Below are 23,508 nucleotides of genomic sequence, written 5' to 3' on the forward strand. Positions count from 1 at the left end.
CACTGTTATTTTGATTTCACAAAACTTTCACTATCTACTAAATAAGCGGCATTTTTAGCCAACTGCCAATCGGCCACGTTACTTTTAACCTGTACTAGGCCATTCATCCTCACTCCAGTTTGAACATCTTGGGCCACCATTACCGCACCCTCTTTTTTAAACACGATACTTTTGTTGCCCATGGTTAACACTGCCGATTCGGGCAGCCAATAGCTGCGTGGTATCAGTACAGGAATTTTAGCCGTTAATATTTCGCCTGCTTTAAAACCCTGCTCATTAAGGTACACCCTGGCCAGCGTAAAGTTTTCACCCGCTTTAATGGTAGGTTGTATCATGCCAATAGCAGCCGTTTGAAAGGTACCTGCCCTATCAACCGTTTTAAAGAAAGCAAGCTTGGTGCCTTTAGATACAAAAGCTGCCAAATCTGGTTTCAACATAAACTCAGCCAATAACTGGTTGCTTTTATAAATGGTGAACAAAGCTTCGCCAGCACTTACATATTGGCCTTCTCTTAGCAATACAGCGGTACTTTCAACCTTTGCTGGTGCAGGTGCTGTACTAGGGCTACCACCGCCACCGCTCATTCCCGACATGCCATCGCCCCCACTACCACCGCTGGCAGCCATTGAGCTACTTGGTGCTGCAGGTCCTGCACTTGCTGCCGATTTTTCTAGGATAAAACCATCGGCAGGACTATAGACCGGAATACGATAATTGACCTTTTTGCTGCGTAACACCCCTTGAATACTTTGAGCACTCATTCCCAGTAACATCAGGCGTTGTTTTGCCCGCTCTAAAAGTTGTTGGTCGCCATCGCTTTGCGAAAGATAAATCAACTCTTGTTGTGCCGCTGCTAAATCTGGTGCATAAATCTCAAAAAGCAGTTGTCCTTTTCTAACAGGTTGGTAATTGTATTTGATCCACAATTTTTCCAAACGACCTGCAATTCTGCTGGCTACACTGGTTTCGCTGCGTAAATCATAATTTACAATCCCTTGCGCTTCTGCCATTAAAATTTTGGTTTCGTGGCTTGCCTTTATCAAAGTTGTTTTGCCTACCACTAATTCATTGGAAGGTTTTACCAAAGCCTTTAAAGCACTATCAACCGTAATTTTCCCCACATCATGATGTTGCTTTTCGGGCTTACTTTTACAGGAAGTGATGAATAGCGTTACGATCAATAACAACGTCATTATTTTAGCACCAACTTTCGTCATTCCGAGAATATTATTGAAATGACGGGAGGTTTTAAATTCCTCCCCCTGCCCCCTCAAAGAGGGGGATATCGTCCTCACTATTGGCATCAAGTATCTCCCTTTGGAGGGAGAATTAAAGAGGGAGGTATCTCCATCCCGAAAAGCTTCTCTACCGAAAATTCGGGACTTAACGCTAGCCGAAATGACACCAGTTAGTAGACTACTTATATAATTCCTTTTCATAATCCGCAATCATTAGGTAAAGTTTCAATTTCTCATCTAGCACATTGCTCTGCATCATGTTAAGGGCTTCCCAAGCCGCAATTACCTCAGGAAGTTCCATTTTATTTTCACGATACGAAAGCACGCTTACATCTAAGGTTTTCTGTAGGGTTGGAATAATCTTTTTCTCCATGGCAGTTATTTGTTGTTGCATGGTTTTAATTTGATATTGCATACCGTAAAGCATGCCCTGGGTTTCCTGCAACATGGCCGCTTTTTCCATTTGCATGGCTTCTACTTCAAATTGCATTCCTTTCACTTCCGATTTGTACATCTTCGAGGACCAAGGAGCAATAGGAATGCTCACCATCCCCATCACGCTAAAAGCTTTGGGCATTCCCGAACCTAAAGGCGACATATGATCAAAACGAAGCCTAAAATCGGGCTTACTCTGTTTTTTCATCGAAGCAATATTGAGCTGCATCGATTGGATATTATAATCCATCTTTTTAATATCCTTTCTAGCCATGGCCAAACTTGCCGTATCTAAATTCGAAGCGGCTACAAATTGCGGTTGGTAAGTACTGTCAATGGCAAAATCTGTATTTCCAGGCCTGTTCATCAGGCTATTTAGCCAAGCCTTCGCCTTGCCAATTTCTCCCAATTGCATGCGTTTCATGTTTTCCGTTTCTTCCAGTTTTGCGGTAGTTTGGTACACGCTGCCCAATTTCGATTGGTTGAAGGGATACCTGATCTCCTCAATCTTTTTCATGGTTTGCATAATTTGGGTGCTTTTATCCAATACCATTATTTTTTGCTGGGCCACCAACCAAGCGTAATACAATTTTTTGGCTTGTGCCTTAAAATCATTTAGCGTAACGTCTCTAGTAGCACGCTCCACGTTGGCTTTCGACTCTATATATTTCTTTTGCGCATTTAACTTGGCGTAGTTGGGAATGTCTTGTTCCAACTGCAACATGATCGACCCCTTGTCTCTACCGTCCATCACCATTTGACCGGGATAAGGGGTCATAAACGTACCTACCCCAACCATGGGCGCCATCCAAGCCGTAGCTGCTTTGGCATTGTACTGATAAGCTTCTGCTTTTAACCCATACGATTTTAACAATAGGTTATTCGCATCGATGCGTTGTAAAATACTATCCAAAGGGAGTACTGGCGCTTTTTGGGCTTGCGCAAATGCTGGAAACAATGACAACAAGGCTATTAATATCATTCCTACAGCGTGGAAAGTATTAAATTCCTCCCCCTGCACTAAACGCTCCTCACGCGTCATTTCGAGTGTAGCTGAAAAATCTTTGGATAATGAAAATTCCTCCCCCTGCCCCCTCAAAGAGGGGGATATAGCTGTTGCTATTGGCACCTGGCATCCCCCTTCGGAGCTTTTTCCTTTGCCTTGTACTAAATGCTGATGACCCGTCATTCCGAGCGTAGCCGAGGAATCTTTAGATATTGAAAATTCCTCCCCCTGCCCCCTCAAAGAGGGGGATATAGGTGTAGCTATTTGCGCTTGGTGTCTCCCTTTGGAGGGAGAATTAAAGAGGGAGGATATTTCCCCCATTCGAACGACGATCCAGTCGAAATGATGGAAAATATTCACATCGTTCCTCTCTCCCTCTAAGGAAGAGATCCCCAACAAGGAGCCTATTTTTTTAATGATGTACATCGTGCACCTCCAATTTTCCAAATTTTCTCAATTCATATTCTTTCGACATCAAAAAGATGAGCGGGGTAACCAACAAAATGTGGGTTGATGAAGTCAAAACGCCGCCAATCATGGGCAATACAATCGGGCGCATCACATCAACGCCTACACCAGTAGCCCATAACACCGGCACCAAACCAAATAACGACACACAAACGGTCATCAACTTTGGTCTGAGCCTTTTGGCTGCACCGTGAATTACGTATTCCCTCAAATCTTCTTTGGTTATCGTTTCTCTGGAATTCCCTTTCAGCTTAATCAACTGCTGCATGGCATCGTTCAGGTAAATCACCATGACAATACCCGTTTCTACGGCAATACCGAACAAGGCAATAAAACCTACGGCTACCCCTACCGAAAGGTTCACGCCCCAGAAATAAATCATGTAGGCACCTCCAATGAGGGCAAATGGCACGGTAATCAAACTTAAAAATGCTTCCCTAATGGAATTGAATGCAAAGTATAACGAGAAGAAGATAATCAAGAGTACCACTGGAGCAATCCACATCAAGGTTTGCTGGCCCCTAATTAGGTTTTCATACTGTCCGCTCCATTCCAAGAAATAACCTTCTGGCAAAATCCCGTCCTTTTTATTCAATTGCTCCATCGCATCTTTCACGGTACTTCCCAAATCCCTATCCCTTACGTTAAACATTACCGCTCCACGTAAAATGGCATTATCCGAGCTGATCATTGGTGGCCCATCTTCAAATTTTACATTGGCGACTGCTGAAAGTGGGATTTCACCAAAGCTAGGCGACTGCAATGGAATACGCTCAATTTGTGCTACGCTGTTTCGATAAGCCTGCGCCAAACGCACACTGATCGAAAAACGCTGTCTACCTTCAATGGTATTGCCAATGCTCGCGCCACCTAAAGCTGTCTCCACCACTTGGTTCACATCATCAACGTTTAAGCCGTAGCGGGCCAATTCTTCCCTTTTAATATCAATGGCCAAGTATTTACCACCAGTAATAGGTTCCACAAATAAATCGCTTACCCCAGGTGTACCTTCCAAAGCGGCCTTTACTTTTTCCGATACCGCGGCAATGGTATCTAAGTTTTGTCCAAATACTTTAATACCCACATCGGTACGGATCCCCGTAGCCAACATATTGATACGGTTAATGATAGGCTGTGTCCATCCGTTCACCACACCAGGAATTTGTAATTTGGCATCCAGCTCATTCACAATATCCTTTTTGGTCATCCCTTCTCGCCATTCGCTTTTGGGTTTTAGCGTAATAATGGTTTCAATCATGCTAATGGGCGAGTTATCGGTAGCTGTACTTGCCCTACCCGCTTTGCCCAACACTTTATCTACCTCAGGTACCGATTTGATGATTTTATCCTGTACTTGTAAAATACGCTTCGCCTCTGCATTGGAAACATCAGGTAAGGTTACGGGCATAAACAAAATGCTTTGCTCGTCTAAAGGTGGAATAAACTCAGTACCCAGCCTAGCCAATAAGGGAATGGTGATCAACAAAGCCAAAAGATTAATCCCTATGGTAGTTTTACGCCATTTCAATACCTTCCTGATAATAGGCTCATAAATGCGCTCCAAAAAGCGGTTCACTGGATTGGCACTGTCAGGCTTAAATTTCCCTTTCATAAAGAAAGAAATCAGCACTGGCGCTAAGGTAATCACCAATAAGGCATCCACAATCATGATGAATGTTTTGGTATAGGCCAAGGGGTGGAACAATTTACCTTCCTGCCCTGTAAGCATAAATACAGGTAAAAATGAGGTGATGATGATCACTGTGGCAAAAAACACCCCTCTCGAGACCTGCTTGCTTGATTTGGAGATGATTTCTATGCGTTCTTCTTCGCTAATCCACTGTGGACTTTTGCGAAATAAATTTCTTAACCAGTTTTTCATGATGTAGTGTTATTTTGATCGGCCTGCCACTGCGCATAACGCTCAGACAGGTGCTTGTAAGCATTTTCACTCATGATAATTCCATTGTCGACAATGACCCCAATGGCTAAGGCAATTCCTGTAAGCGACATGATGTTGGATGAAATACCGAAGGCATTCAATAAAATAAAGCTTGCCGCAATGGTAATTGGAATTTGGATAATGATACTTACGGCACTACGCCAGTGGAATAAAAAGATAATAACCACCAGGGAAACCACAATCATCTCCTCTATTAAGGTATGTTTAATGGAGTCTATCGATTCTTTAATCAACTCTCCACGGTCATAAACAATGTCGAATTTCACGCCTTTAGGTAAGCCTTTGGCTACTTCGGCCATTTTTGCTTTTACCTTATCAATCACCTCGGCGGCGTTTTCGCCATAGCGCATCACTACAATGCCGCCTACCCTTTCGCCTTCGCCATCCTGATCAAAAATACCCAAACGGGTTTCGCCAGTCATTTGTACCGTTCCAATATCCGAAACCCTAATAGGCGTACCATTTTGGTTTTTAATAGGAATATTGGCTATTTCCTCTACTGATTTTAAATAGCCCGAAGTTTTAATGATATATCCAATATCACTCATTTCAAACTTACGGCCACCCGCTTCGTTGTTGTTGCTTCGCACCGCAGCAATTACCTGTGGTACCGTAAGTTTGTAATATAGCAGCTTATTAGGATCTAAAGCAATTTGATATTGTTTTTGGAAGCCGCCAAAAGAGGCAATTTCACTTACGCCCTGTACATTTTGCAGGGCAAACTTCACGTACCAATCCTGTATGGCCCGTTGCTCGCCCAAATCAACTTCAGGTGCGTCTAAGGTGTACCACAGCACGTGCCCTACTCCCGTGCCATCAGGCCCTAATTGTGGCGTAGCCCCTTCGGGCAATGCTTTGGAAATGGTACTGATACGCTCCATTACCCTTTCCCTCGCCCAATATACATCTACGTCATCCTCAAAAATCACATAGATAAAGCTCATGCCAAACATGGACGAACCACGCACATATTTGATTTTTGGAATACCCTGTAGGTTGGTGACCAAAGGATAGGTAATCTGATCTTCGATCAATTGTGGTGAGCGCCCCATCCATTCGGTGAAAACAATTACTTGGTTTTCCGACAAGTCTGGAATAGCATCTATCGGATTTTTCTTTACCGCAAAAATGCCCCAAACAAATACACCAATGGCCAATACCAGTACAATAAAGCGGTTATGTATCGACCATTCTATAATTTTATGTACCATTTTAAAATACCCTTTTTCTTTTTTTACAAGACGTCATTTCGACTGGAGCGCAGCGAAACGGAGAAATCTTTCGAATAGGTTTTCTCTACAACGCTACAGTCGAAATGACTAAAAACTTAATGTGCTTTGCTGGTTTTTCCAGTACGATCGTACTTGCAGCAACCTGGCAAATTCTCGTAAGTTTCGTCTTTAGCTTTGTTTTTAGGCGTATCGTGTCCTAAACCAGCTACTTTTTGCTGAATGGCATCATTAGTGATTTTAGAGCTATCGTAACTAACCGTTAAAATTTTAGTGTCTTTGTCCCAAACAGCACTGCTAATGGCAGCATCTTTTAAACCACTTTCGATACGCTTTTTGCACATACCGCAGTTGCCTAATACTTTAATTTTGTCTGTTTTAGTTTGTGCAAAAGCTGCACTTCCAATCATAGTCAATGCTACAATAGCCATTGTTTTTAATGCTTTCATGTTTTAATTTTTTGTTGTTGCCCGAAATGCATGCATGGCAAAGCATAAAGGAAGCAACGGGTTAATAAATTGGTTTTTGGATTATTTGGCTTGAATAGCCGATTGGGTATGGACTCACTTTGTGTAGCCGTCATTCCCAACGCGATTGGGAATTTTAATACGATAGCAAAAAATTCTCTATAATTCCTGTCTATGCTGGAACTACCGTATATGGAACATGCCCAATCAAAAAAGAAAAAGGGTATTTTAAATCCTGTAGGTACAGTTTTTAATAAAAAGGGGGAGCTGCTGCCCTAAAGGTGGGGCATTGCTATTGATTTCCTGAGCAATGATGTTTACCATTGGCATCACCTCGGCCACTACAGGCTTCAATGAAGGTAAAATAAAAACTTGCTGCTCGAATTTGTAGATTTGGGCGTTGGCTTTTTGTGCCTGATCTACTTTAGCCTGTTGCTGCACATCCTTACAACAAGATTTTTCAGAAGCTTCTTTTTTCTCCATTCCGCAGAAATCACAAGCCGCTTGTTGTGAATGCACCAGGCTCCAATCTACCAGTTTGCCCATGCAGTAATGAAGTTGCACACCAGCACCACTGGCTACTGCCAGATAGAAAAATGCCATTAACGTGAATACAATCTTTTTCATTACGGAGCAAATATGAAGAAAAACCTTCATAGGTTTTTATATAATTTTCAAAATCTGTTATAGAATTGACAAAATGGGTTTAATTGGTTCATTAGTTCATTGGTTAATTGTTTAACTGGTTAATTGAATCCTAGCCCCTAACCACTAATTAATAGCTCCTAATTCCCAATGAACTAATGAACCAGTGAACTAACCACTAATCCCAAAGGATCGGGACTATTCCTAGCCTCTAGTCACTAACTACTAGTTCCTAGCTCCTAACTACTAACCACTAGCAACTAGCCACTATTTCCCTATCTTCGCTTCCAAATTAAAAATCATGATTGCACACCACGTACTATTCTGGCTAAAAGCCGATACCACCGATGCCCAAAAAGAAGCTTTCTTAAATGGCCTTAAAAGTTTAGAAGAAATAGAAGTTGTTAAAAATTTTCATGTAGGTACTCCAGCGCCTATTGAGCGTGCTGTAGTTGACACCACCTACACTTTCAGTTTAATCTTATTTTTTGAAGATTTGGCTGCGCATGATGTTTACCAAGTTCATCCTATTCATAAAGCTTTCTTAGAAGAGTTTAGAGTATTCTTCGAGAAAGTAGTGATTTACGATGCTCAATAAAAGTATTTTTAGATAGGGCCGAAATAAATATTTTGGCCTTTTTTAATGCTTAAATCACCTTTTAGAAAAAAATAAAAAAATATCACCACAGCCAAAACCTTTTAATGTGTTTAATGTTGTAAAGGTATAAATCTTCAAAAAGTTTGTTTGGTTATGCCCACCGACGGATGTCAGTGGGCTTTATTTTTTTAAAGGTTTATCTTCTTCTGGCAAATAGAGCACAAGCACCGCTATGCTAATACTTGCGCTGGAGGGAGATCTAATTTAAACAACAAATAAAAATAAAATTAGCCATGGCAAAACCAAACTTCCAAATACGGCCCATCCTCTTATTATTCTAATTGTTTTTGTCTCTGTCTTCCATTTATTCTTTAAAAAATTATATTTATCCTTATAACGGAAAAAATTCCAAACCAAAAATATAAAAAAGATGATGGTCCATCCGGCAGCTATTGTTTTAGCAAACGGGATTAATTGATCTCTATCAAAAATTTGCTTTATAATAATTGCGAAACAGTCCGCTATTAACATAGACTGAATCATACTTAAACCAATAATCGAAGTTATACCATTGCGGCCATCCCATTTGAAATAGGCTTTGTTTATTCTGTAATATATATAATCAAAAATTTTCGTCATTACCTACTGTAATTAGGACACAAGCACCGCTACGCTAATACTTGCGCTGGAAGGAGTATGATAAGAAAGCTTCGCCTTCAAATACAGATTTTCAAAAAAATCAGCTTCTATTTTCATTATCTACACAAACATTTATTTAATTCCCTCATTAGCTCCAACGCCTGCCTCGTGTGACTGTCATTATCAAATCAACTCCTACGTTTTACCCAAGCCACTTTAGGCACCACCACCTTTTCCTCAGGCAAAATATCCTTTTTCTCACAACTAGCCACTATCCCTTCCCGTACCGCAATAGTCTCTACCATATTGGCTCCGTAATAACGCTTGTCATGCGAGGCAAAACTATCACTGCCGCTACTATCGATCAAATGTAATTGATAAGCACCTAATAATAATAAACATCCATTTACTACAGGGCCAAAAGTAAAGCTAGCTTCCAAGGCATCTAGTTTACCTCCTACAGGAACAACCAGCTCATCAATCACTACCGAAGAAGAAGTATCATCTTCCTCATTCAAAAAAATCAGATAAAAACGCATGGCTATTGCACAAGCACGAGGGGGCAAGCTATCCTTTTCCAGCGTAAAATTATCCAAAGCCAAAACCACTTCCCCATGCTTAGGATTAACGCTTAGCGAAGGCTTAAAATGCAAATACTCGTTCCATTGCCTATAGTTATTCACTCGCCATTTTTTTAACTTGTCAATATCTGCGCCGCACAACTTTTTACTACCCACGGCATGGATATGATCAGTGGCACAAAGCTCTAATAAAAGCTTTTTTAAACACCTAAAAACGGCATCATTACACAGCCAGCTTTCATTTTGCTTTAATAGCATGTAAATTTTGGAAGCCCATCCCATGGCCCGTGAAAAATCGAGGCCAGATAATTTAGAATTAGCAGAGAGTGCATAGTTCTCCCCTTTTTTGGTTGATTTGTTTTTCATAAGGTAAATTATGTTTATATTTAATCAAGCATATTTCTATGCACATTCCACCCCTAATTTACTAAAACTCCGTAAAAGTGCGTACAAGTCCATAGAAGTCCGTACAAGTCCGTAGTTTTGGCATTCCGCCTTTATACCGACGGCATATTGCTTCGCTACACTGCCCATACTCATTGCTCAATACTTTAAGATAAAGATTATTCTGGTTTTACGGATTGGCTTTTTAGTAAAAATCAAATAGGATAAAGCATCATTTTAGTTTCTAAGGTGGTAAATGACCAATCTGGGGGGAAATCAACGTAACTTACTGGAAACAATTAATCAGCTAAACGATCAATGACAATAAGATCCTTTGAAAAGTTACGCTCCAGATGACAAACGGACCTACTAACCACTAATTCCTAGCCACTAACCACTAGTTCCTAACTACTAATTCCTAGTTCCTAATGAACTAATTAACCAATGAACTATCTTTGCAGCATGAACCCACAATCCATACTGATCATTGATGATGAAAAAAAGCTGTGCGACCTATTGGCACGCATCCTCGAATTAGAAGGATATACGGTTCATAAAGCTTACACTGGCAAAGAAGGTTTGGCCCTATTGCAACAGCAGGATATTGGCGTTGTATTATGTGATGTTAAACTACCCGATTATAGTGGTATAGACCTTGTAGCGCTTATTAAACAACAAAAGCCCTACGTACAAGTGATTAACCTTACCGCTTACGGCACCATTGCCGATAGCGTGAAGGCCATGAAAAACGGCGCTTACGACTACATCACCAAAGGCGACGACAATGATAAAATTATTCCGTTGGTAGCCAAGGCTTTTGAAGCAGTGGCCAAAGCAACTGTTGCTCAAACACAGCCTAATGCACCAAGCAAAGGCTTTGAAAATATCATCGGGCAATCGCAGGCTATTGAGCAAAGCATCACCATGGCTAAAAAGGTAGCGACCACCGATGCCAATGTATTGCTACTGGGCGACACAGGTACAGGAAAAGAAGTATTTGCCAAAGCCATTCACCAAAGCAGTAAACGCAGCCAAAATGAACTGGTAGCCATTAACTGTAGTGCCATTAGTGCCGATTTGCTGGAAAGTGAGCTCTTTGGTTATAAAAAAGGGGCCTTTACGGGGGCATTGCAAGACAAAAAAGGCTTATTGGAACAAGCTGATGGCGGCACCTTGTTTTTAGATGAAATTGGGGATATGCCATTACACATGCAAGCCAAAGTTTTGCGGGTATTGGAAGATGGAACCTTCATTAAACTGGGCGACCTACAAACCCAAAAAGTAAACATTAGGCTTATTGCTGCTACTCATAAAAACCTTAGCGAAGAAATAGAGAAAGGTAATTTCAGGGAAGATTTATACTATCGTTTATCTGTTTTTACGCTCAACCTGCCCCAACTGAACCAAAGAGGCAATGATATTTTACTCCTGGCGCAACATTTCATTAACCATTTTGCCAAACTGAATGGGACCCCAGTAGCACAGATGAGCAAAGCTTTTAAAAGCCTATTGCTACAGCACCAATGGAAAGGTAATATTCGCGAGCTAAAGAACACCATTGAACGTACTTTAATATTAAGCGAGGGAAACACGCTGGATGAAACATTGCTTCCCTTCAACTTTAACCAACAGGGCAGTACCGCAACAAGTATGGACATGGCCAGTGTAGAAGAGCAGCACATCAAAAAAGTACTACAATACACGGCAGGCAATAAAACCGAAACCGCCCGCTTATTAGGTATTGGTTTAGCTACGCTCTACCGCAAAATGGAGCAGTACCATATTCCAAAGTTTTAAGTGATCTAATGAACCACATAGACAGATCGTGATTTCATTTGTATTCCCAGTACCTATAGAAAATATCGTCATTGCGAGGTACGAAGCAATCTAAAACAGCACATCCATTAGCTAGAAAGATTGCTTCGTACCTCGCAATGACGGCAACGATAAGATCTAAAACAGCACATCCATTAGATAGAAAGATTGCTTCGTACCTCGCAATGACGGTAACGATAAGTGATCCAGCCCCCTGGATAATTTCAGGCCTAAGCATCGTCTCTACGTTAACCTAAAATCGGCCTTGGCCTGTTCGGGATGTACCAATAAGCCCTATTACTAACTTTAACTGAACAGGGCGCAGCCGTGGCTTTTTTGCCTACTTTTTCAGCTACAGGAAAAAGTAGGACCCGCGGTAGCGACAGAACCATTATTAGTACTAACTCAATTTGTATTCCCAGTAGCCATGGAAATACCGTCATTGCGAGGCACGAAGCAATCTAAAACAGCACATCCATTAGCTAGAAAGATTGCTTCGTACCTCGCAATGACGGCAACGATAAGTAATCCAGCCCCCTTGGATAATTTCAGGCCTAAGCATCGTCTCTACGTTAACCTAAAATCGGCCTTGGCCTGTTCGGGATGTACCAATAAGCCCTACTACTAACTTTAACAGAACAGGGCGCAGCCGTGGCTTTTTATTTGTTTATTTATATGATTTTAAAGGTGTAAATGAGCTCAATCGTTTCGGTTTTGCATACTTTTTTTCAGCTATAGGAAACCTGCGAAGCAAGCATGAATACCATTGAAGATATCATAACTAATGGATAAAAGTTTGTCCGCAAAGCGACAGAACCGTTAATAGTACTAACTCAATTTGTATTCCCAGTACCCATAGAAAATACCGTCATTGCGAGGTACGAAGCAATCTAAAACAGCACATCCATTAGCTAGAAAGATTGCTTCGTACCTCGCAATGACGAAACCACTCCTTTCAAAATGATAAACCAGCTTCTCAAAATGAGAAGCTTTTTTTATGTCCCAAATTCAACAAACCACCACAAAACACTCAAAAACAAACACTTAACCAAGCACCTTCATTTTTGGCACATCCCTAGCAAAGCAGGGTAAAAACATAAAAATGATGATGACACTACTTCTCTTATTGGCCCTGCTCGTATGCATGTGGCTTTTCTTTAAAACAGTTGATTGGTTCGAAAAAATTTAATCCATGCTTATTCTATTCATTATTTCCGTAGCGGTGTTCGCATACATGTTATACGTACTGCTCTATCCCGAAAAATTCTAAATCATGCAAACCGAAATCTTAGGCATCATAGCCACCTTTGCCCTTACGCTTCTCATTGGCATCCCTTTGGGCAGTTATATGGCAAAGGTATTTGCTGGCCAACGCGTATGGACAAACGTGCTGGCTCCTCTTGAAAAATTGATCTATAAACTCTCAGGCATCAATCCAGCCGAACAAATGGATTGGAAGCAACATCTTAAAGCCATGCTCACCATTAACGCATTATGGTTGGTATATGGCTTTTTCGTTTTGATCAATCAGGATAAACTCCCGCTTAACCCTGATGGTAACCCCGCCATGTCGCCACACTTGGCATTCAATACCATTATCAGCTTTGTGGTGAACTGTAACTTACAGCACTATAGTGGCGAAAGTGGCGTGAGCTATTTGGTACAGCACTTTATTCTCATGTTCCTGCATTTTGTTTCCGCGGCAACAGGTATGGCTATCGCCATCTCTTTCTTTAAAGCCTTTAAGGAAAAAACTACTGCTAAGCTGGGCAACTTTTGGCAGCACTTTACGCTATCCATTACCAGAATATTATTACCCATAGCTGTAGTGGTTGCCCTTATATTGGCGTTTAATGGCGTTCCTGCTTCTTACGAAGGGAAAGACCAAATCGTGAGTTTACAAGGCGACAGCGTGTCGATAAGTAGAGGTCCCGCAGCGCCAATGGTGGCCATTAAACATTTGGGAACTAACGGAGGGGGTTGGTTTGGTGCGAACTCGGCCCATCCGTTAGAAAACCCTAATTACCTTACCAACATGACCGAGGCCATTGCCCAAATGATTATCCCTATTGCAATGGTGATTGCTTTTGGTTTGTTCATTGGTCGTAAAAAACTGGCCTGGTCTATTTTCGGTGTCATGACGGTAGGTTTCCTACTCCTCCTGCTCCCTACCCTACAAAGCGAACTGGGCGGGAATCCGAACATTGCCAAAATGGGCATTACCCAAACAACAGGTGCGATGGAAGGGAAAGAAGTACGTTTTGGCCCAGCTGCTAGTGCTTACTGGAGTACCATTACTACGGTAGTGAGTACAGGCTCTGTCAACAGTATGCACGACAGCACCATGCCACTCACGGGTTTGTACCAATTATTAGCCATGATGATCAATGCCATTTATGGCGGCTGTGGGGTTGGCTTGCTCAACTATTTTGTTTACCTCGTGATTGCGGTATTTATCGCAGGGCTGATGGTAGGCAGAACACCCGAGTTTTTGGGTCACAAGTTAGAAGCCAGGGAAGTGAAAATTGCCGCCTTGGTTACTTTAATCAGTCCTTTTTTAATCATGTGCGGTACCGCCTTGGCAGCATACACTTTCACCCAATACGGACAAGCACCTTGGGAAGTAGCCCCTTCGGCATGGCTTAATAACCCTAGTTTTCACGGCTTTTCTGAAATGCTGTACGAAGTGACTTCATCTAACGCTAACAATGGCTCTGGCTTTGAAGGTTTGGGTGATAATAATACCTTTTGGAATGTACTTACTGGCTTTGTGTTATTATTTGGCCGCTTTATCCCCATCATTGGTCCTTTGGCCATTGCAGGTTTATTAGCCAAGAAAAAATACATTCCTGAAAGTGCGGGCACCTTGCAAATAGATACCAAAACCTTTGCGCTCATGACCTTCACCATTATTGTGATCCTCAACGCCCTTTCTTATTTCCCTGCACTGGCCTTAGGCCCTATTGCAGAATACTTTACCATAATCAAATAAAACGATGGAACATCAATCTTCACGGCTATTAAATGCTAGCCTAGTTAGCGTAGCCGTTAAACAATCTTTTGTAAAACTTAACCCGCTCAGCATGGTGAAAAATCCGGTAATGTTTACCGTTGAAATTGGTACCATCATTATGGCAGGGGTAAGTATATATAGTTTAAACAACAGTTCGCAAGGTAGCTTTGCCTATAACCTTTGTATATTTCTAGTGCTTTTTGCTACCCTATTATTTGCCAATTTTGCGGAGGCCATTGCCGAAGCCCGTGGTAAAGCACAGGCCGATAGCTTACGTAAAACAAGGGAAGAAACGCCTGCACGTTTGCTTTTGGCCGACGGTAGCATTAAAGCCATTTCTAGTAATGCGCTCCAAAAGGAGGATATTTTTATCTGCGATGCAGGAGAAATTATCCCTACGGATGGTGAAATTATAGCAGGCATTGCCACCATCGATGAAAGTGCCATTACTGGCGAATCGGCTCCGGTGATCAGGGAAGCTGGGGGCGATAAGTCTTCGGTAACTGGAGGTACAAAAGTACTTTCTGATCAGATTAAAGTAAAAGTAACCGCACAACCTGGCGAAAGCTTTTTGGATAAAATGATTGCCTTGGTGGAAGGTGCCTCTAGACAAAAAACACCTAATGAAATTGCCCTTACCATCCTTTTAGCCAGTTTCACCCTTATTTTCATTATTGTTTGCGTGACTTTAAAGCCATTTGCCGGTTATGCGCAAACGCCCATCACCATTGCGGCTCTCATTGCACTGTTTGTATGTTTAATTCCCACCACTATTGGCGGACTGCTTTCGGCCATTGGTATTGCAGGAATGGACAGGGCCTTACGTGCCAATGTGATTACCAAATCGGGCAAGGCCGTGGAAACCGCGGGCGACATTGATGTATTGCTTTTGGACAAAACAGGTACCATTACCATTGGCAATAGAAAAGCTACCGCATTTTATCCAATACCAGAGGTAGATGAATTAGAGTTCATCAGGTTAGCTGCCTTAGCCTCCCTAGCCGATCAAACACCAGAAGGGAAATCAATTTTGGAACTGGCACAAAACACCTATCCTAATGTGGTATTAACCCCGCCTAGCAATGCCACTTTCATTGCCTTTACTGCCGAAACACGCGCTAGCGGAATTGACACTGCCGATGGGCTAAGCATCAGAAAAGGTTCTTTTGACGCCATGAAACTCTTTGCGCAAAAGCACCAGTTTGAAATGCCTTCAGCATTAATTGTGCAGGTAAAACACATTGCCGAAAATGGCGGTACTCCCTTAGTATTAAGCAGGAATCATCAGCCTTTAGGTGTGATAGAATTACAGGACATCATTAAACCAGGCATCAGCGAACGCTTTGAGCGCTTGCGTAAAATGGGGGTTAAAACCGTGATGGTAACGGGCGATAATCCTTTAACCGCCAAATACATTGCCCAAAAAGCTGGGGTAGACGATTTTATTGCCGAGGCAAAGCCCGAAGATAAGATGAACTACATTAAAGCCGAGCAACAAACAGGCAAACTGGTAGCCATGATGGGCGATGGCACCAATGACGCACCAGCCTTGGCACAGGCAGATGTGGGTGTAGCCATGAACAGCGGTACCCAAGCGGCTAAAGAAGCAGGTAACATGGTGGATTTAGATAACGACCCTACCAAGCTGATTGAAATTGTGGAAATAGGTAAACAACTGCTGATCACCAGGGGTACCTTAACTACTTTTTCTATTGCCAATGATGTGGCCAAGTATTTTGCCATTGTTCCAGCACTCTTTATTGCGGCTATTCCAGCTTTGCAAGGTTTAAACATCATGGGCCTTAAAAGTCCAGAAAGCGCCATCCTTTCGGCAGTGATTTTTAATGCCATTATTATTCCACTGCTTATTCCGTTGGCACTAAAAGGAGTTGCCTACAAGCCTATCGGAGCCAGTGCATTGCTACGCCGTAACCTATTCATTTATGGTTTAGGTGGTATTGTAGCTCCTTTTGTAGGCATTAAATTAATTGATTTATGTATTGGCTTATTTATTTAAGCCCTAATCATTATGAACATGAAAAAGTATCTTCTTCCATCTATCCGTATTACCCTGGTATTTACCGTAATCCTATGTGTACTCTATCCGCTATTCATCAGTTTTGCGGCCAAATTAAGCAAAGGACAAGGCAGCGGCGAAAAACTAGAACTCAACGGCAAAGTTGTAGGTTACAAGCAACTTGGACAATCATTCAATAAACCCCAATACTTTTGGGGTCGTCCCTCAGCCGTAAATTATAATGCCGCTGGCTCTGGAGGTTCAAACAAAGGCCCAACCAATGCCGACTATCTCAAAGAAGTGAACAACAGGGTCGACACCTTGTTGAAATACCACCATGGCCTACAAAAAAGCGATATTCCAGCAGAATTGATTACCGCTTCAGGTAGTGGCCTTGATCCTAACATCTCTGTTGAAGGTGCAAAAATCCAAGCCAAACGCATTGCTCAATACCGTCAAATCCCCCTATCAAAGGTGATGAAACTCATTGATGTACAAACCGAGCAACCATTGCTGGGCCTATTTGGCCCCTCAAAAATTAATGTACTCTCTTTGAACATTGCGCTAGATCAAATTAGTAAATAATATGAAGCAATGTATTGTCCTTTCTAACTGACCCTGAAATAAATTCAGGGTGACGTAAAGTTCGCATTCCGTCATGCTGACCACGAAGTAGCTGCGAAGCAAATTTATTTCAGCATCAGTTTCGAAGTTAGTTCAATAATTCCAACTCAATTTAAAATAACCATCATGAAAAAAATACTTATTTCAGCAGCAACCCTATTATTAGCCCAATACTCCTTTGCGCAACAATCACCGTTAACCCTATCAGGCTACATCGAAACCTACTACACTTACGACTTTAACAAACCCAGCAATAACCAACGCCCAGGTTTTATTTACAGTCATAACCGCCATAACGAAGTGAACCTTAATCTTGCTTTTATCAAAGCCAATTACCAAACCGAACAATTGAGGGCCAACCTCGCGGTAGCCTTAGGCACTTACATGACTGCCAATTATGCCGCAGAACCAGATGTGATGAAAAATGCCTATGAAGCCAATGCAGGGGTTAAGCTCTCCAAAACCGCTAACCTTTGGCTAGATGCTGGGGTGTTCAGTTCGCACATTGGCTTTGAAAGCGCCATTTCCAAAGACTGCTGGGTGCTTACCCGGAACATTGTTTCTGAAAATACACCCTATTTTGAAACAGGTGCCAAGTTGAGCTACACTACCGATAATCAAAAATTCAGTGCTACGCTATTATACCTAAACGGTTGGCAGCGCATTAAACGTGCAGATGGCCAATCGAAACCCGCAGGCGGTTTACAATTGAACTTTAAAGCAAGCGACAAAATCACTTTCAACTATAGCAATTACCTGGGTTACGAAGGCCAAAACGCAGTGCGCACTCAACGTTTTTACCACAACCTGTATGGTGTTTTTCAGTTAAGCAATCAGTTTGGTGTTACTGCAGGTATTGATTATGGTACACAGCAAATAGCCAAAGGCAGCAGCGAAAAGAAAGAAGTACTTGCCCCAGTGATCATTGCCAGATATGCCTTCTCGCCTACTTGGGCATTGGCCGGAAGATATGAATACTATAAAGACAAACAAGCCATGATCATTACAGGTACTCATCCAGATGGTTTCAAAGTAAACGGCTACTCTTTGAATATCGATTATAGCCCCTTTAAACAAGCATTACTGCGTTTAGAAGGCAAAGTATATCAAGGCGACCAACAGTTCATCAGGAACAACAATCCTGTAGATTACAATGCAAGCATCACCACCAGTTTAGCCATTTCATTTTAAAAACATGTCAGCAAATTCTCCATCCCACACTCATTTCCTTGAGCTACTGCAAAAATCAAAGCGTGGCCATCTCAAAATTTACTTGGGCATGAGCGCTGGCGTGGGGAAAACCTATCGGATGCTGCAAGAAGCCCATAGCCTATTGCAGCATCATATTGATGTTCAGATTGCCTATGTAGAAACCCACGGCCGTACCGAAACGGAAACCTTGGTAAAAGGTTTGCCGCTCATTCCACGTACCCAATTATTCCATAAGGGCAAGGCCTTAGAAGAATTAGACTTACAAGCGGTACTCATCAGACATCCCGAAGTGGTAGTGGTTGATGAATTGGCACACCATAACATTCCGGGAAGCAAAAACGAAAAGCGCTGGCAAGATGTGGTTGATATTTTAGATGCTGGGATCTCGGTGATTACTGCGGTAAACATCCAACATTTGGACAGCCTGAGTGAAAGGATGCTACAAATCAGTGGCATTACCATTACCGAAACCATCCCCGACCAATTACTTAAAATAGCTGACGAAGTGGTTAATATCGATTTAAGTGTAGATGAACTGATTGACAGGCTTAAAGCTGGAAAAATTTATCAGGAAGATAAAATTAATAGGGCTTTGGCTCATTTCTTTAAAAAGGAAACCATTATACAGCTCCGCGAACAGGCTTTAAGTACCGTGGCTTCTTATCTAGATCAAAAGATTACACAAAGGCATTTGGGCAATGTAAGGCAGGAACGCTTTTTAGCTTGTATCTCTTCCAACTGGAAAACCGCACAATTTATCATTCGTAAAACCGCAAAACTGGCCAATTATTATCGCTCGCCATGGATGGTGCTGTATGTACAAACAGAAAACGAGCAGCTCAATAAAATTGCCTTGGATAAACAGCGACATCTCATCAACAACTTTAAACTGGCTACAGAACTAGGTGCCGAAGTAATGAAGGTAAAAAGCAATCAGGTAGCACAAGCCATTATTGAGGTAGTGAACGAAAAGAAAATTACCACACTTTGCATAGGCAAGCCACATTTCCATTGGTTCAACCTCATTACCCGTCGCTATCTTTTAAATAAATTATTAAAAAACATCGCCAACCGAAGTATCGATTTGGTAATTTTATCCTAATTCAAACGCCATGAAGCTTAAAACAAAACTCAGGCTGGGCATTGGTTTCCTTTTTATCATTTTGATATTATTTGGAGCCATTTCCCTGTACCAAATCAATCGCATTTCTGAAAGTGCCGCATTGATTTTAAAAGACAACAACCACTCCCTGCAATATGCCAAGGCCATGCGCCTGCTCCTTGATCAGGATAGTTTGAAGAGCGATGCTTCTAAAACGGCGTTTGCAAAACTACTCAACCAAGAAAGGCAAAACATTACCGAAGCTGGTGAAGGCAATGCTGTGGCGGAATTGGAAAAAGCTTATGGTCGTTTACAGCAACAAACGAATGCCAACGAACTGGCCAACATTAAAGCCGCTATTTATCAGATAGAAGACCTGAATATGCAGGCCATTGTAAGTAAAAGTCAGCAGTCGGAGAAAACCGTGGCACAATCTACCTTATACCTTGGTTTGGCAGCCTTCATTTTCTTTCTTATTCTATTCACCTTCATTGTGAGCTTTCCAGGATTCATTGCCAATCCCCTAGCCCAATTACTAGAGGGGATCAAGGAAATTTCTCTGAAAAACTATAAACAACGCCTGCATATTAAAGGTACCGACGAATTTACGCAACTGGCTACCGCCTTTAACGACATGGCCAAAAAACTAGACCAATGGGAAAACAGTAATGTGGCCAAGCTTACCTCAGAAAAACTACGCATAGAAACCATTATTGAACAAATGCAGGATGCTGTGGTAGGAATTGATGAAAAGGGCACGGTTATCTTTCTCAACAAACTAGCCAGCGAATTATTGAATTTGGAAGCAGGCCTAATGCTGGGTAAAAATGTAGCGGAAGTGACCAAACAGAACTCGCTACTACAAACCATTATCGAAAAAAAGGACAGTACTCTGCTACAGATCGTGCTAAACCAAAAACCTCAATTTTTCAGTGTACAACGTAACGACATTACTATCCCTGAAACTTTCGATGCAGACCAGGACATTGCCTTTACAGAAAAACCTGCGGGCAAGGTATTCGTGCTTAAAAACGTGACTGATTTTAAGGAACTAGATCAGGCCAAAACCAATTTTATGGCCACTATTTCGCATGAACTGAAAACCCCTATATCTTCTATCAAAATGAGCTTAAAGCTATTGGAAGATAGCAGAGTGGGCCAATTGAACCAAGAGCAGCATCACATGATCAACCACATTAACGATGATGCCAACAGGCTGCTTAAAATAACGGGAGAGCTGTTAGATCTTGCACAGGTAGAAACGGGCAACATCAAGCTTAACATCCAGCAAAGCGATGCCAAACAGATATTAGATTATGCCCTAAATGCCGTTAAATTACAGATGCAGCAAAAGCAGATTGCCGTAAAATTATCTGTTCCAGCACAATTGCCTACTTTAAATGCCGATCAGGAAAAATCTGCCTGGGTACTGGTTAATTTCCTTAGCAATGCCATTAGGTACAGCGGAACCAACTCCAACATCGACATTACGTTAAAGGAAGCGGAGCAGATGTTGGTTTTCAGTGTCCGCGATTACGGAAAAGGCATAGAAGCACAATATAAAAACGAATTGTTCAAACGCTATTTCCAAGTACCCACAGATGGGCAACATAAATCGGGTTCGGGCCTAGGTTTGAGTATCTCCAAAGATTTCATTGAAGCTCAGCAAGGAAAAATATGGGTAGAGAGTGAATTGGGCGAAGGCAGTACTTTTAGTTTTTCGTTGCCTATCTTATCTTGATAACTGGTTATTAAAGCAATAGATGAAAATAAAAAAACAGTAAAAACAATTTGGCTACCAGTGGTATCTGATACGGGACAATGAAGTGATTTGGATCGGCTATGGCAAACATTTGACAGAAGAAAACCTTCAGGGAGTGATCGATCGCAAATTTCCTTAATATCACGCATTGTTGCCACATACAAAACAATGCCAAAGCATTTTTGGTAAAAACGATAAATCCTTAATGGCATTTTATAAAATTGAACCTTACACCAATCTTTGCTTGGCAAGCATAACAATACCCCGAAATACTCATGAAACCCTCCTGCCAGCGGTAGGAACAAATGATAGCTTAATCATCGATTAAAAGTCCCAACTATCAATTGACAATAAATATTGAAATTTACCCCTGCAAATTGTAGGGGTATTTTGTTAATCGCCTAATTACACCTTGCTAAGACAAGAACTACAGGTGCTATTACCCCATCCATAACAGGTCAAAAAAAAGCCACCATACTAATCGTATCGTGGCTTTTACAGTGCCCAGGAGCAGATTCGAACTGCCACGCCGTTGCCAGCGCCACCCCCTCAAGATGGTGCGTCTACCAATTTCGCCACCTGGGCATCTTGATGCTGCAAAGATATCATTTGAATTGAAAAAAAAAGCGGCGAATGTTAAATTGTTTTTGGAACCCTAAAGGTTGATCAAATCGTTCTCATAAATATCTAAAGTTGGTGCTGACCTGTAGCGAAGCGACAAGCTATGAAGTAAAATAAATTCAGCATGACGCTACGTTTAGAATGATTGCAACCAAAAAACAAACTAAAGCTCAATCGTCAAACCATCGTAAGCCAACTTAATATGTGCTGGCAATTCCTTGCTCACCTCTTCATGCAATCCCAAGTTATGGCTAATGTGGGTAAAATAGGTCATATCCGCACCTATTTTATCGGCCATTTCAATGGCTTCGGAAAAAGTTAAATGTGAGATATGGTCCTCTTTCTGCAAGGCGTTAAGTACCAAAACCTTGGTTCCTTTTATCTTCTCTAAAGATTCGTCGCTAATGGTTTTGGCATCGGTGATGTAGGTAAAATCCCCTATCCGATAACCCAATATGGGCAATTTGTAGTGCATTACCTCAAACGGAATAATAGCAGTTTCCCCAATATCAAACGACTCTCCCGTAATGGTATGCAGGTTAATTTGCGGCAGACCGTGATATTTCACATCAGAAAAAATGTATTGGAATTCTCTTTTCAACGCCTCCTGTACCCGCTCGGTTGCAAAAATGTCTATTCGTTTTTTGAGGATATAGTTATAAGGACGAATATCATCCAATCCCGCTACGTGGTCCTTATGCTCATGGGTATACAGAATGGCATCTAGGTCCTCTACCCCTGCCCGCAGCATCTGGTATCTAAAATCGGGGCCACTATCAATTACAATGCTTTTATCAGCCGTTTTTACCCACACAGAAACCCTTAATCGCTTATCTTTTTTATTGGTAGACTGGCATACCACACATTTACAACCAATTACTGGAATGCCTTGTGATGTGCCCGTACCTAAAAAAGTAATCTTCAAAATAGTTGTTCTGCGTGATTTCCGAAGATAATAAAAAAGGGCTTAAGCTACTAACCTAAACCCCTTTCGATGTATAATTAATTTTAATTCAGTTACCTTAAATCAACTACTTCTACTCCCGGATATTTCCTGGCATCAAATGCAAAGGTAGTTTCAGGAACTTTAATGTTCGGTGAAAACGTTTTTACATTGTAGGTGTAGGTATTGCCATTTTTCTCGAAAATTACGATGTTGGCAATTTGCTTAGCTGCTTTATCAATGCTTAAACGCACTTTAAATACATTTTTCTTGATATCGGTAGGTGATAAATCGATCATTTGATAAACCTTTGAACCTACTTTTTGCTCACCGGTATAAATGTACTTGAAGCCTTTTTCGTAAATGGTGAAAATTTTAGCGGGATTTAATGCCTCACCACTGGGATCTACATTATTGATCTGCACCTCTTTATCGTTTTTCAAATAGGTCCATTGTACTTTACCATCGCTGATCAGCTCTTGGTTGGTCATCGCTACTTTGTATTTATTCGCATTGGCTTTTACGTACAAAGTACCTTGTTGCGTTTCTTTAACCTTGGCTTGTTTGTTATCCAAAGTAAAGGTAAAATCAGTTTTCACTACATCATACGAACGATATTTCTTACTTACTTCTGCTAAAATTGCTTTGGCTTTTGGATCTGTTTGTGCCGATGCTACCGAAGCAAAAACACCTAGGGCTAAAAACGCTATAATTGCTCTCTTCATTTTATCTATTATTCTAAAATC

At 41.5% G+C, this 23,508-nt stretch carries 19 protein-coding genes and 1 tRNA gene; 9 read left to right on the forward strand and 11 right to left on the reverse strand.

What is annotated here, in order from left to right; all coding sequences use genetic code 11:
* Positions 1 to 5: 5 nt before the first annotated feature.
* From DUT71_RS11700 to DUT71_RS11725, 6 genes are all read right to left on the reverse strand, one after another.
* Complete coding sequence (locus tag DUT71_RS11700) at positions 6 to 1,193, reverse strand: efflux RND transporter periplasmic adaptor subunit (RefSeq protein ID WP_113662895.1); 1,188 nt, start codon at positions 1,191 to 1,193, stop codon at positions 6 to 8.
* Between the two features lie 223 nt (positions 1,194 to 1,416).
* Positions 1,417 to 3,105 carry a TolC family protein gene (locus DUT71_RS11705; protein ID WP_240186917.1) on the reverse strand — a complete coding sequence of 563 codons (1,689 nt, stop codon included), beginning with the start codon at positions 3,103 to 3,105 and terminating at the stop codon, positions 1,417 to 1,419.
* Positions 3,092 to 5,029, reverse strand: coding sequence for an efflux RND transporter permease subunit (locus tag DUT71_RS20540; RefSeq protein WP_113662732.1), 1,938 nt, complete (start codon positions 5,027 to 5,029; stop codon positions 3,092 to 3,094). The genes DUT71_RS11705 and DUT71_RS20540 overlap by 14 nt, the downstream gene beginning before the upstream one ends.
* A complete protein-coding gene (locus DUT71_RS20545) occupies positions 5,026 to 6,321 on the reverse strand; it encodes an efflux RND transporter permease subunit (RefSeq protein WP_113662733.1) in 1,296 nt (431 codons plus the stop codon). Before DUT71_RS20545 ends, DUT71_RS20540 begins: the two co-directional genes overlap by 4 nt.
* Positions 6,322 to 6,437: 116 nt before the next feature.
* On the reverse strand, positions 6,438 to 6,788 hold the full coding sequence (locus DUT71_RS11720; RefSeq protein WP_113662734.1) for a heavy-metal-associated domain-containing protein: 351 nt from the start codon (positions 6,786 to 6,788) through the stop codon (positions 6,438 to 6,440).
* A gap of 246 nt (positions 6,789 to 7,034) precedes the next feature.
* A complete protein-coding gene (locus tag DUT71_RS11725; protein WP_205313925.1) occupies positions 7,035 to 7,433 on the reverse strand; it encodes an HYC_CC_PP family protein in 399 nt (132 codons plus the stop codon).
* Between the two features lie 319 nt (positions 7,434 to 7,752).
* Between DUT71_RS11725 and DUT71_RS11730 the strand changes: the two genes are divergently transcribed.
* Positions 7,753 to 8,049, forward strand: coding sequence for a Dabb family protein (locus tag DUT71_RS11730; protein WP_113662736.1), 297 nt, complete (start codon positions 7,753 to 7,755; stop codon positions 8,047 to 8,049).
* Positions 8,050 to 8,313: 264 nt separating this feature from the next.
* Here DUT71_RS11730 and DUT71_RS11735 read toward each other — a convergent pair whose 3' ends face one another.
* Entirely contained in the window at positions 8,314 to 8,688 is a 375-nt protein-coding gene (locus DUT71_RS11735) for a hypothetical protein (RefSeq protein ID WP_113662737.1), read from the reverse strand.
* Positions 8,689 to 8,876: 188 nt separating this feature from the next.
* Positions 8,877 to 9,635 (reverse strand): hypothetical protein, encoded by a 759-nt coding sequence (locus tag DUT71_RS11740; protein ID WP_113662738.1) that lies wholly within the window; start codon positions 9,633 to 9,635, stop codon positions 8,877 to 8,879.
* A gap of 480 nt (positions 9,636 to 10,115) precedes the next feature.
* Between DUT71_RS11740 and DUT71_RS11745 the strand changes: the two genes are divergently transcribed.
* The 8 genes from DUT71_RS11745 (at position 10,116) to DUT71_RS11790 (ending at position 21,177) form a co-directional block, all read left to right on the forward strand.
* Positions 10,116 to 11,450 (forward strand): sigma-54-dependent transcriptional regulator, encoded by a 1,335-nt coding sequence (locus tag DUT71_RS11745; protein ID WP_113662739.1) that lies wholly within the window; start codon positions 10,116 to 10,118, stop codon positions 11,448 to 11,450.
* Between the two features lie 1,210 nt (positions 11,451 to 12,660).
* A complete protein-coding gene (locus DUT71_RS20605) occupies positions 12,661 to 12,738 on the forward strand; it encodes a potassium-transporting ATPase subunit F (protein WP_113662897.1) in 78 nt (25 codons plus the stop codon).
* Positions 12,739 to 12,741: 3 nt separating this feature from the next.
* Entirely contained in the window at positions 12,742 to 14,460 is a 1,719-nt protein-coding gene (gene kdpA, locus DUT71_RS11765) for a potassium-transporting ATPase subunit KdpA (RefSeq protein ID WP_113662742.1), read from the forward strand.
* A gap of 4 nt (positions 14,461 to 14,464) precedes the next feature.
* Complete coding sequence (gene kdpB, locus DUT71_RS11770; RefSeq protein WP_113662743.1) at positions 14,465 to 16,498, forward strand: potassium-transporting ATPase subunit KdpB; 2,034 nt, start codon at positions 14,465 to 14,467, stop codon at positions 16,496 to 16,498.
* Positions 16,499 to 16,516: 18 nt separating this feature from the next.
* Positions 16,517 to 17,083 (forward strand): K(+)-transporting ATPase subunit C, encoded by a 567-nt coding sequence (locus DUT71_RS11775; RefSeq protein WP_113662898.1) that lies wholly within the window; start codon positions 16,517 to 16,519, stop codon positions 17,081 to 17,083.
* A gap of 165 nt (positions 17,084 to 17,248) precedes the next feature.
* The gene (locus DUT71_RS11780; RefSeq protein ID WP_113662744.1) at positions 17,249 to 18,313 is read left to right on the forward strand and encodes a porin; all 1,065 of its coding nucleotides are present in this window, start codon (positions 17,249 to 17,251) and stop codon (positions 18,311 to 18,313) included.
* 4 nt (positions 18,314 to 18,317) lie between these two features.
* Positions 18,318 to 19,436: a sensor protein KdpD gene (locus DUT71_RS11785; protein WP_113662745.1), complete on the forward strand. Its 1,119-nt coding sequence runs from the start codon at positions 18,318 to 18,320 to the stop codon at positions 19,434 to 19,436.
* A gap of 10 nt (positions 19,437 to 19,446) precedes the next feature.
* On the forward strand, positions 19,447 to 21,177 hold the full coding sequence (locus DUT71_RS11790) for a sensor histidine kinase (RefSeq protein ID WP_113662746.1): 1,731 nt from the start codon (positions 19,447 to 19,449) through the stop codon (positions 21,175 to 21,177).
* 522 nt (positions 21,178 to 21,699) lie between these two features.
* On the opposite strand, the gene DUT71_RS11795 is transcribed toward DUT71_RS11790, so the two are convergent.
* The 3 genes from DUT71_RS11795 to DUT71_RS11805 all read right to left on the reverse strand — a co-directional run bounded on the left by DUT71_RS11795 (position 21,700) and on the right by DUT71_RS11805 (position 23,487).
* A tRNA-Leu gene (locus tag DUT71_RS11795) sits at positions 21,700 to 21,783 on the reverse strand.
* Between the two features lie 199 nt (positions 21,784 to 21,982).
* Positions 21,983 to 22,744, reverse strand: a complete 762-nt coding sequence (locus DUT71_RS11800; protein WP_113662747.1) for an MBL fold metallo-hydrolase — start codon at positions 22,742 to 22,744, stop codon at positions 21,983 to 21,985.
* Between the two features lie 92 nt (positions 22,745 to 22,836).
* On the reverse strand, positions 22,837 to 23,487 hold the full coding sequence (locus DUT71_RS11805) for a LolA family protein (RefSeq protein ID WP_113662748.1): 651 nt from the start codon (positions 23,485 to 23,487) through the stop codon (positions 22,837 to 22,839).
* Positions 23,488 to 23,508 lie beyond the last annotated feature (21 nt).

The organism is Pedobacter nanyangensis (genome assembly GCF_003313505.1).
In the GTDB taxonomy this organism is placed as follows: Bacteria; Bacteroidota; Bacteroidia; order Sphingobacteriales; family Sphingobacteriaceae; genus Pedobacter; species Pedobacter nanyangensis.

Bases quoted from the DNA above. Each gene is read 5' to 3' on its own strand.
- DUT71_RS11700 (WP_113662895.1), bottom strand. From the start codon at position 1,193: ATGACGTTGTTATTGATCGTAACGCTATTCATCACTTCCTGTAAAAGT.
- DUT71_RS20540 (WP_113662732.1), bottom strand. From the start codon at position 5,029: ATGAAAAACTGGTTAAGAAATTTATTTCGCAAAAGTCCACAGTGGATT.
- DUT71_RS11740 (WP_113662738.1), bottom strand. From the start codon at position 9,635: ATGAAAAACAAATCAACCAAAAAAGGGGAGAACTATGCACTCTCTGCT.
- kdpB (WP_113662743.1), top strand. From the start codon at position 14,465: ATGGAACATCAATCTTCACGGCTATTAAATGCTAGCCTAGTTAGCGTA.
- DUT71_RS11705 (WP_240186917.1), bottom strand. From the start codon at position 3,105: ATGTACATCATTAAAAAAATAGGCTCCTTGTTGGGGATCTCTTCCTTA.
- DUT71_RS11790 (WP_113662746.1), top strand. From the start codon at position 19,447: ATGAAGCTTAAAACAAAACTCAGGCTGGGCATTGGTTTCCTTTTTATC.
- DUT71_RS11785 (WP_113662745.1), top strand. From the start codon at position 18,318: ATGTCAGCAAATTCTCCATCCCACACTCATTTCCTTGAGCTACTGCAA.
- kdpA (WP_113662742.1), top strand. From the start codon at position 12,742: ATGCAAACCGAAATCTTAGGCATCATAGCCACCTTTGCCCTTACGCTT.
- DUT71_RS11735 (WP_113662737.1), bottom strand. From the start codon at position 8,688: ATGACGAAAATTTTTGATTATATATATTACAGAATAAACAAAGCCTAT.
- DUT71_RS11775 (WP_113662898.1), top strand. From the start codon at position 16,517: ATGAAAAAGTATCTTCTTCCATCTATCCGTATTACCCTGGTATTTACC.
- DUT71_RS11725 (WP_205313925.1), bottom strand. From the start codon at position 7,433: ATGAAAAAGATTGTATTCACGTTAATGGCATTTTTCTATCTGGCAGTA.
- DUT71_RS20545 (WP_113662733.1), bottom strand. From the start codon at position 6,321: ATGGTACATAAAATTATAGAATGGTCGATACATAACCGCTTTATTGTA.
- DUT71_RS11805 (WP_113662748.1), bottom strand. From the start codon at position 23,487: ATGAAGAGAGCAATTATAGCGTTTTTAGCCCTAGGTGTTTTTGCTTCG.
- DUT71_RS11780 (WP_113662744.1), top strand. From the start codon at position 17,249: ATGAAAAAAATACTTATTTCAGCAGCAACCCTATTATTAGCCCAATAC.
- DUT71_RS11730 (WP_113662736.1), top strand. From the start codon at position 7,753: ATGATTGCACACCACGTACTATTCTGGCTAAAAGCCGATACCACCGAT.
- DUT71_RS11745 (WP_113662739.1), top strand. From the start codon at position 10,116: ATGAACCCACAATCCATACTGATCATTGATGATGAAAAAAAGCTGTGC.
- DUT71_RS11720 (WP_113662734.1), bottom strand. From the start codon at position 6,788: ATGAAAGCATTAAAAACAATGGCTATTGTAGCATTGACTATGATTGGA.
- DUT71_RS20605 (WP_113662897.1), top strand. From the start codon at position 12,661: ATGCTTATTCTATTCATTATTTCCGTAGCGGTGTTCGCATACATGTTA.